Annotated in this window: 1 protein-coding gene; it reads left to right on the top strand. The window is 44.8% G+C overall.

Features of this window, described 5'->3' with window-relative positions; all coding sequences use genetic code 11:
* Positions 1 to 1,124 (top strand): elongation factor Tu (tuf, locus tag I5515_RS17420; RefSeq protein WP_199969023.1); only part of this gene is annotated, 1,124 nt, incomplete at both ends.

The following is a 1,124-nucleotide window of genomic DNA, read 5'->3' as shown; positions in this document are numbered from 1 at the left end:
AAGTTTGAACGTAATAAGCCACACGTAAACGTGGGCACAATCGGTCACGTTGACCATGGTAAAACAACTTTAACTGCTGCGATTGCAACTATTTGTGCAAAAACTTACGGCGGTGAAGCGAAAGATTACTCACAAATCGACTCAGCACCTGAAGAAAAAGCACGTGGTATTACAATTAATACTTCACACGTAGAATACGATTCTCCAATCCGTCACTACGCTCACGTAGACTGCCCGGGCCACGCCGATTATGTTAAAAACATGATTACTGGTGCTGCTCAGATGGATGGCGCGATCCTTGTATGTGCTGCGACTGATGGCCCAATGCCACAAACTCGTGAACACATCCTTCTTTCTCGTCAGGTTGGTGTACCTTACATCATCGTATTCTTAAACAAGTGTGACCTTGTTGATGATGAAGAGTTACTTGAATTAGTAGAAATGGAAGTTCGTGAACTTCTTTCTACTTATGACTTCCCAGGTGATGACACTCCAGTTATCCGTGGTTCAGCGCTTAAAGCGTTGGAAGGCGATGCTGGTCAATATGGTGAGCCATCAGTTCTTGCTCTTGTTGAAGCGCTTGACTCTTACATTCCAGAACCAGAACGTGCTATCGACAAAGCATTCTTAATGCCAATCGAAGACGTATTCTCTATCTCAGGCCGTGGTACAGTAGTAACTGGTCGTGTAGAAGCTGGTATCGTGAAAGTAGGCGAATCAGTTGAAATCGTTGGTATCCGTGATACTCAAACAACTACAGTTACTGGCGTTGAAATGTTCCGTAAACTTCTTGACGAAGGTCGTGCGGGCGAGAACTGTGGTGTATTACTTCGTGGTACTAAGCGTGAAGACGTACAACGTGGTCAAGTACTTGCTAAACCAGGTACAATCAAGCCGCACACTAAATTCGATGCAGAAGTCTACGTACTTTCTAAAGAAGAAGGTGGTCGTCATACTCCATTCCTTAACGGCTACCGTCCACAGTTCTACTTCCGTACAACTGACGTAACTGGCGCAATCCAATTACAAGACGGCGTTGAAATGGTTATGCCAGGTGACAACGTTGAAATGTCAGTAGAATTAATCCACCCAATCGCAATGGACCCAGGTCTACGTTTTGCGAT

This window comes from Acinetobacter calcoaceticus (assembly GCF_016508255.1).
GTDB classification, from domain to species: Bacteria; Pseudomonadota; Gammaproteobacteria; order Pseudomonadales; family Moraxellaceae; genus Acinetobacter; species Acinetobacter calcoaceticus_E.
The sequence above is the reverse complement of the archived record's forward strand: the minus strand, read 5'-3'. Positions and strand labels throughout refer to the sequence as shown.